General features: G+C 47.1%; 9 protein-coding genes, 1 tRNA gene and 1 pseudogene. 6 read left to right on the forward strand and 5 right to left on the reverse strand.

What is annotated here, in order from left to right:
- Positions 1 to 47 precede the first annotated feature (47 nt).
- Genes AAY47_RS11390 through AAY47_RS23175 form a run of 3 tightly spaced genes read left to right on the forward strand, consistent with a single transcriptional unit; the run spans position 48 to position 1457 of the window.
- Positions 48 to 398 (forward strand): putative phage tail protein, encoded by a 351-nt coding sequence (locus AAY47_RS11390; RefSeq protein ID WP_053014268.1) that lies wholly within the window; start codon positions 48 to 50, stop codon positions 396 to 398.
- A 6-nt stretch (positions 399 to 404) separates the two neighbouring features.
- On the forward strand, positions 405 to 1097 hold the full coding sequence (locus AAY47_RS20005) for a hypothetical protein (protein ID WP_053014269.1): 693 nt from the start codon (positions 405 to 407) through the stop codon (positions 1095 to 1097).
- 3 nt (positions 1098 to 1100) lie between these two features.
- Entirely contained in the window at positions 1101 to 1457 is a 357-nt protein-coding gene (locus AAY47_RS23175; protein WP_047769959.1) for a tail fiber assembly protein, read from the forward strand.
- A 26-nt stretch (positions 1458 to 1483) separates the two neighbouring features.
- On the opposite strand, the gene AAY47_RS11405 is transcribed toward AAY47_RS23175, so the two are convergent.
- Both AAY47_RS11405 and AAY47_RS23305 read right to left on the reverse strand, forming a co-directional pair.
- Entirely contained in the window at positions 1484 to 1921 is a 438-nt protein-coding gene (locus AAY47_RS11405) for a tail fiber assembly protein (RefSeq protein ID WP_047769961.1), read from the reverse strand.
- Between the two features lies 1 nt (position 1922).
- Complete coding sequence (locus tag AAY47_RS23305) at positions 1923 to 2252, reverse strand: gp53-like domain-containing protein (RefSeq protein ID WP_419177442.1); 330 nt, start codon at positions 2250 to 2252, stop codon at positions 1923 to 1925.
- Here AAY47_RS23305 and AAY47_RS11410 point away from each other — a divergent pair.
- Both AAY47_RS11410 and AAY47_RS11415 read left to right on the forward strand, forming a co-directional pair.
- The gene (locus AAY47_RS11410; protein WP_084727032.1) at positions 2207 to 2581 is read left to right on the forward strand and encodes a recombinase family protein; all 375 of its coding nucleotides are present in this window, start codon (positions 2207 to 2209) and stop codon (positions 2579 to 2581) included. The two genes, AAY47_RS23305 and AAY47_RS11410, sit on opposite strands and share 46 nt — an antisense overlap.
- A gap of 116 nt (positions 2582 to 2697) precedes the next feature.
- A complete protein-coding gene (locus tag AAY47_RS11415; RefSeq protein WP_047769963.1) occupies positions 2698 to 3378 on the forward strand; it encodes a Thoeris anti-defense Tad2 family protein in 681 nt (226 codons plus the stop codon).
- A 245-nt stretch (positions 3379 to 3623) separates the two neighbouring features.
- Here the strand turns inward: AAY47_RS11415 and AAY47_RS20010 are convergent.
- Positions 3624 to 4725: pseudogene (locus AAY47_RS20010) on the reverse strand (ISAs1 family transposase).
- A 212-nt stretch (positions 4726 to 4937) separates the two neighbouring features.
- Here AAY47_RS20010 and AAY47_RS11430 point away from each other — a divergent pair.
- Positions 4938 to 5013, forward strand: a tRNA-Phe gene (locus AAY47_RS11430).
- Between the two features lie 352 nt (positions 5014 to 5365).
- Here AAY47_RS11430 and AAY47_RS11435 read toward each other — a convergent pair.
- Positions 5366 to 6379, reverse strand: a complete 1014-nt coding sequence (locus AAY47_RS11435; RefSeq protein ID WP_047769967.1) for a tyrosine-type recombinase/integrase — start codon at positions 6377 to 6379, stop codon at positions 5366 to 5368.
- Between the two features lie 157 nt (positions 6380 to 6536).
- Positions 6537 to 7420 (reverse strand): TraI domain-containing protein (locus tag AAY47_RS11440; protein ID WP_047769969.1); only part of this gene is annotated, 884 nt, incomplete at its 5' end.

A 7420-nucleotide genomic window follows, 5' to 3' on the forward strand; every position in this document is an offset into this window, starting at 1 on the left:
GATGATTATCGTGCACAGGTTTTCTTTGGCTGAGGATTAATCAAAGTATGCTCGCGCCCTGGCTGGAAATGGTCTTGCTGAAATTGGCTGAAACAGGCGGGCTGTCAATACCGTACTTCACGTCACTGGCGTCGCGCCTGGGTTATCACATCACCATTGAAGAACCCTTACCCTTTCGGGCAGGAGTTAACCGTGCCGGTGAGAGGTTGATGTACCCTGATTCATTATGGGTCTGGGTGGTGAATATTCACGGCAACCGCGTGCAGAACTATCGGTTCCGAGCAGGCAATTCCTTAGCAGGCGAACGTTTATCTGCCTTTGCTGACACCGTGATTGAATCTATCTTTAACGACCTGAAACCTGCTCACACCTATTGTTACTTTACCTATCAGGAGTAAGATCCTATGCAAGATTTAATGCCGCCCGTTAACACGCCGGACAACGCCTTCCATGACGGCGATCCCACCACTGGCAAACTGGGCACTATCGTTTCAGCGCAGTGGCTGAACAACAATCAGGCCGCTATCCGGGATATCCAGCAGGAATGCAAAAACATTCTGGCAAAAGCCGGCATTACCCCAGACCCCAGAAAACAGAGTCAACTCGCTGACGCGATAACCGCGATTGTTGCCAAAGGCTGGCTGGAAAAAGCCAAGAACGGCGCAGACATTCCGAATAAATCGAAGTTTGTGAAAAACCTCGGTTTTATCGAACAGGCGACGGGCGCATCAACTACCACCGTGATGAGTCAGCGTGCTGTGACTGATATTGTCGCCAGTAACGCGAGCATAGGCGTTAATCAACAGTGGCGGGATGTTACGGCACAACGAGTTGGTGGTGTGGCATATGTAAACGACACAGGCAGGCCAATAGCAGTATTTGCGAGAACGAAAACCAAATTGGCAGAGGAGCCGGAAGCGCTGGGGATTGGCGGAATAGTTAACGGCGTTCTGGTTGCGTTTAGCGGGTCAGATTACGCGAAATTGAAAATTTCGCTGGGTATAAATTTTATTGTTCCTGTAGGTGCGAATTACGTAGTAAACGCACAACTAGGGCATGCCAACAATTTCGTAGAATTGTGGACAGAGTTGAGGTAACAAATGAAATACTACAAATCTACTGATAACAAAATTTACGCATTTGAATCAAACGGCTCTCAGGACGCGTGGATTAAACCGGATTTAACCCCGATTACCGAGGCAGAGGCAGAGGCACTGGCGATTGTGAACCCGCCTCCGACACCTGAGCAGTTACGGCAGAGGGCAGAACAGGAAAAACACTATCGTCTGTCACAGGCTGCAAACTCCATCGCACCACTCCAATACGCCGTCGATCTCCAGATGGCGACGGACACAGAACAGGCAACGCTGATTGCATGGAAACGGTACTGCGTGTTATTGAACCGCGTCGACTGTTCGACAGCACCTGACATCGACTGGCCTAAAGCGCCAGAGTAACAATCAGGGGCGTAATGCCCCTTTAATTATTCCGGCTGTTCCGGCCATTGGATATCGGGGGCGGTAGAGCAATCCACCCGATTGAGCAGTACCCGATATTTGCGCCATTCAGTGAGAGCGGATTTTTCGGCATTGGTGGCCATATCGAGGTCAATGGCGTCCTGTAACGGAGCGATTTTGTCTCTGGCTATGTTCATTAGATACTGTTTTTGATATACCGCCTGTTTCTGCAATTCCTCAGGTGTAGGCGGTGGCGGTGGCGGGACATCAACCCAGCACGGCATTCCGTTATTAGCTGCTCCACGCAGTTTACCAGCCAGAGGTTGGCTAAACTCCAAAAATACCTCATCAGCTACAGGAATAACATCATCTGGCAGTGTTCCCGCCGCCCTATAGTCTCCTATCATTGTGACAGGGTAAAAACCGAGCGTTGATGGACTAAATAAATAATTATTATCACTCATATCAATATCCTATTGCGATATACGTTACTGTCGGTGCACGCGTTGGTATATATTTTGTGTGTACCAATAATCCCGCACGGTATCGGTCAATTACTCTGGTCTGCGCTATCGCGACCCATTGACTATTTGCCCCGCCGTCATCGAGCGAACACGTTATCGCAACACATTGATTTGTGAACGGAATTGCAAACTGAATAGCTCCAGACGACTGCGACCAATCATTAGATAAACCACTGGGATTTTGTCCAATTGCCCGCCCCCATTGAATAATCATCCCACTAGGCAATGTTTGATAACCAGACTCAGTTAATCGCGACTCAAAAAACGACATATCGGGAATCTGGTTACGGCCGTTCCCGATGGTTCGATAGCCCAGTTCTGACAAACCGACGATTTTTCTTCTATGTGATGAGTGCATTGGCTGAAATGGAACGGGAACTGATTATTGAACGTACTAATGCTGGGCTAGCCGCAGCGAGAGCACAAGGGCGTATTGGTGGCCGCCCGATAGCTTTACCAACTGAAAAATATCAATACGCTATTAAATTATTGGCAGAAGGAAAATCACGCACGGAAATTGCTATAATTCTCAATATATCTCATTCAACAGTCTACAAATATTTACCTGTCGGTCGTGCTGCAAATGATGATGAATTTTAATTAGGCATTTCATTTTGCACTGTGCATTATAAGGCGGTAATTTCCACTCGAAACAGTGCGAAATTGGTCGCCGCGCTACATATCTGGCTATCACTCCACGTGTAAATGATTTAACTGTGGAGAAAGATAGTGCTTACGCGGTTGATGGTGTTACTGCTGGCACTAAATATGATTATTTGACGCATATTGATTTGCGCAATGAGCACGGTAACTTTGTGCCGTGGCAACCAACGCAGGAAGATATGATGGCATGTGATTGGGCGTTTTTTGAAGATAAGGTGAAACCAAAACCTGATTCGAAACCAGAACCGGAGCCGGAAGTAAAATCAGATTCAAAATTTCGATTAAAAGGGAAAATAACAATTGGTACAGGTGTAGATAAAGAAGGACTGTATCCTGATAAATTATTTGGTTATGCTCAGACTATTGATGGACTTAATTTTGGTGGTTGGGAAGAAATTAGTAATAATACACCAATAAAGAATCTTGCAGGCTTTTACTCCAGTCATGAAAGTGTACATTGGGGGAATATTCAGTCTGTTAAGTTAGATGTTGATAAAGAAAGTAATGAAACAGCTAAACAAGAACTGGAAAACAAGATTCTGGTAGTTAGGTGTTTAGGTAAAGAAACCCGAATTTCCAATGGTTCCGTAAGCAGAAAAGGTACCTTATCTTATCCGGTAGGAAATAATTATTATCTCGATGAAATTGGAGCTCTGTTTAAAACGCATATTGGCGAAACGTTAGAAATTGAATTTATTTTCGAAGATAAAGATCCTCATGGAATTTATTCGTAATGATTAACTAATAATTTAAGGCCGCGCTTCGGCGTGGCTTTTTTCGCATTTGTCACAGCAATTGTCTCCAATTCTTTAATGTATTGCTTATTGCTGTTAGTAGCTTATTCACAACTCACTGGGGCAAATCTATTTCACCCGCGGATGCCCATTATTCGAATAGGGAGGAAGATGAAAGAAAATCCTGATATCTGGGTACACATTGGTGACTGGCTCGCAGGGCGCGAGCATGCTTTGATGAATATTCAACCAAAGAAAACTCTTGCCCTATAATCATCACACCAACCCGCTTTTTTAAGTTTGTTCCTTTGGCTGGGTGCCCCACAATCGCATTGTTTGACCAGATTCAACACAATTCGCCGAAATAATGCCAGATTCTCAACCGCACCATCCAGAACAATTCTTGAATCATCTTCTTTAAAAACTACATCAAGGATATAGGGCTGACCATTCTCAATTCGCCAATGTTGACGAATATAGTGCCCCAATAACTTATGCTTGGGTGAAAGAGAACTCACGTAATAAGAAGTCTCCACCGTTCCTTTGCCGTTTTGTGTCCGGTGACGTTCAACCGCAATCACACTGCGGATCGTTGGCCACTTGTCGGCCGCTCGAATTTTGCCTTTAACTGAAACACATAGCGCTCTTCACGTCGGCCATGGGCTTCTTGTTTAACTTCCGTGATAATTTTCTCTTTACCCGCATCAAACACCGCCTGAAATTGAGATTGGACGGCTTCCCACAGATGGGGCTGATTTTTCTTCACCTGAACAACAACATGGGCTTTTTTTCACTGATTTTCTCCAGTGTTTGGCGCTGACAATGCAAGGCATCTAGCGTGACTATGCTGCCTTTCAGGTCAAGAAGCTCTAGCATCTGCCGTACGATACTGATTTCACCGTTTTTCGTAGCGGTCGCTTTCTGGCTCAGAACTAACCCCCGCTCCGTATCATACGCCGTGACCAGCTGAACGGCATTTTTCCTTTCATTACGGTAGGCGTGTCGCAGAACTTTTCCATCAAAGGCAATGACCGGTTTTCCTCCCTGTTCACGTTGCTCGTTGATCCAGTTGAGTAAAGCGTCCAGCAGGGAATCGAGCTCAATAGCGCGCACTATCCTGGCCATCGTGTGTCGACGGGGTATTCCACTGAGAAAAGAACGATATTTTCTCAGCCATTTAATTTTAGCACGACCATAAGTTTCAATATCTTGCCAGCCTTCGGCGCCGGCCAGAATGGCACTGATGACAAGAAAAATGACATCAACCAGCTCGTATTGACGATTGATATCAGAACGGGTTTCTTTCACAACGGTTAAATATTCAATCAGGGTCTGGTTCGGATTCATGGGTGAGCATTCAAAGAAGAAATAAGAATAATTAGATCACGTAATTACTGTTCATTCAATAGGCGTTAAAAGTATGCTCGCGCCCTGTGGGGGGATTAACTCTCCATTTTGTTTGGATTTATAGCTTATTGTGTGATTTAAACGCATATAAATAAATTTATGCAGAAAGTGTTTGACGGATTGGGCTGGATACGATTTAATGCGCCCCGTTAGCCCGGATAGCTCAGTCGGTAGAGCAGGGGATTGAAAATCCCCGTGTCCTTGGTTCGATTCCGAGTCCGGGCACCAAAATTTTAAGGCTCATTTGTTTTAGTTATCATAGACTTAACAAGTAAGTTAAAATTTATGGCCGTTAAGAAAATGTTAAGCAATGGGTATTCTGATTTGCCTACTCAGTGTTTAAAAAGCCGTAAATAAAAAATACAGGGTGCCTGCATTTGCAAGCGCTCTTTTTTTTGCAAGGTAATGATTTCAGTAATTGATTCTGATGTCAAGTGAGGTGTAAACTTCGCGGGATGCCAGATCGGTATCAATCATCTTTTCATACCATCTATTGTTGATGCAGGGCAGTTCAATCCATTCCATCCTCCTAAACTCCGATTGAAACCCGCCCTGTTTTTTTCTGATACGCTCTTTCTCTTTACACCGACAGATCCAGATATATCGCCAGCTCGCTCTCCAGCGTTTTACCCGCGATGTCCATATCAATATCAATATCAATGTATTCCATCGTGGTCGCCAGACTGCGGTGCCCCAACAGGCCTCTGACCAGTTGCATGTTACGGTCGGGCGCTTTCATCAACTCCGTTGCCAGGGTATGACGAAAACGGTGGGGAGAGACGGCAAAACCACACGCTTTCGACAAGCGATTGAAAAAAGAGCGGATATGCTGCCTTTCTTTATCGGGGTTATACTGGTAACTGGTCATCCGACCGTGATAACGAAAATTCAGACGGGTTAAATCAAACAGTGGGTCATCGTCTTTCGCCCCACAGGCTTTTGCGCGTTCAAGAAGTTGCGCCAGGCGGGGCTTGAGGGGCGGGATCATCGGTACCCGCCACTCACTGTGATTTTTACTGCCTTCCGTACGCAATTCAATATGGTTGCCTTCCAGATTGATATCCCGCAGCCGCAGGTGCAGCAACTGGTTCTGGCGCATGCCGGTTAACCGGAACGTATCCAGCACGGTCAACCAGTACCAGGTAGGATATAACGCACAGCGCCCTCCGCGGGGTTTCACGCCGGATCTTTCTTCCTGTTCATACTGCTGCATCACCAGGTAAATTCGGGTCAGCTGGGATTTACTCAGAATTTTCTTCTTTTTCTTCCCTTTTTTGACGGCCGCATCCAGAAACGGATTTTTTGTCTGAGGTAATAATTTTTGCGCTATCCCAAAGTTAAAAATCGCCCGGAGATGGGTCACCTTATTATTCCAGGTATGGCAGGATTGCTTTTTTTCATTCAGTAAATAGCGCCGCCACCGGAGTACATCCCGCCCGGTGACGTTTTCAGGCTGCACCTTTTCGCCCAAAAATTGAGAAAACCCCTTAGCCACTTTCTTATAACTCCATTCTGACGCCGGGCGTAACATATGCGAGAAAAAGTATTCCTCCAGTAATTCATCCCAGCCCCATTTTTCTTCTGTTCCGTGCATAATCTCTTTCCTGTTATCAACAACATGACAATACTGCTTACGGGTGGTCTATTAAGCAGCCAATAACTCCTTGGAAAACCAGTCACCCATCGAAATTATTTCACTGTTAATATCATGACGACTGACCCCCGGTGGGAGCAACACTTTCTGGCTTCCTTCACGGATGTTTGTGCAATTTCAAATCGTTATCGTTCTCATTTACATCAATTGACAATGAAACTTCATCATTTGATTGAAATAATGACAATAATGTCTGTGTGTCCTCACATGCCGGTTGACCGACGGATGGTAAAGTTGTTGATACGGGAAGCGGTGAAACCCCATCAGAACCTGTTGGTGCTAAGGTTGCCGACGGTGGCTCAGAAGATGCAGCCGGTTTCAGCAACGGGGACTGCACTTGTGTGGCGGCCTCCTGGAGCAGCGAATCCACTAACGGCACGGCGGAGGGATGCCCGCCCAGCTGTAAGGCCAGGCAGTGCCAGGCTTCCGGCACCAGAAATAACCAGCTCACCGCCTCTTCCGGCAGTAAACGGGCGGCCATCATGGCTTCCAGTGGCACAGACAAATCTGGCAGGGATGACCGGAATCGGAAACGAAAGCGACGTGCGGGCATCCACAGCCCCGGCTGCCAGTGATGTCCGTCTTCCAGCTCCCCGTCCAGTTGCCGCAACAACGGCAGGTGGTAAAACAACGCCGCCCAGAACACCACCGCCTGCCATAACAGACTCTGTGCCGCCTGCGTTTCCGGTGCCGCCCCCGGCGGGAACAGATGCCCCTTCGCCAGCCGCACGGCACAGGTGGTAAACTTTAGCGTCAGGTCAGCAAATCCCCCTGCCCCTGACCAGTCGCCTTCCGGTGTGGCGGGCACCTGCTGCACACTACCCAGCAATTGCTTCACCGGCGCGAGATAAAAACGCTGATACAGCCCTTCGGGCAGGGCACTGTTTTGCCATAATTGCTGAAGACACTGACGGCGCGGGGAGGTGGCCAGTAACTCGTCAGCGGATTGCGGCCGGAAATAGCCCCGGCTGTCACGAATGA

The sequence above is a fragment of the Xenorhabdus griffiniae genome (assembly GCF_001028135.1).
Taxonomy (GTDB): domain Bacteria; phylum Pseudomonadota; class Gammaproteobacteria; order Enterobacterales; family Enterobacteriaceae; genus Xenorhabdus; species Xenorhabdus bakwenae.

What these genes read in the sequence shown, in the direction of transcription:
- AAY47_RS11390 (WP_053014268.1), top strand. Translation starts at nt 48, where the DNA reads ATGCTCGCGCCCTGGCTGGAAATGGTCTTGCTGAAATTGGCTGAAACA.
- AAY47_RS20005 (WP_053014269.1), top strand. Translation starts at nt 405, where the DNA reads ATGCAAGATTTAATGCCGCCCGTTAACACGCCGGACAACGCCTTCCAT.
- AAY47_RS23175 (WP_047769959.1), top strand. Translation starts at nt 1,101, where the DNA reads ATGAAATACTACAAATCTACTGATAACAAAATTTACGCATTTGAATCA.
- AAY47_RS11405 (WP_047769961.1), bottom strand. Translation starts at nt 1,921, where the DNA reads ATGAGTGATAATAATTATTTATTTAGTCCATCAACGCTCGGTTTTTAC.
- AAY47_RS11410 (WP_084727032.1), top strand. Translation starts at nt 2,207, where the DNA reads ATGTTTGATAACCAGACTCAGTTAATCGCGACTCAAAAAACGACATAT.
- AAY47_RS23305 (WP_419177442.1), bottom strand. Translation starts at nt 2,252, where the DNA reads ATGTCGTTTTTTGAGTCGCGATTAACTGAGTCTGGTTATCAAACATTG.
- AAY47_RS11435 (WP_047769967.1), bottom strand. Translation starts at nt 6,379, where the DNA reads ATGCACGGAACAGAAGAAAAATGGGGCTGGGATGAATTACTGGAGGAA.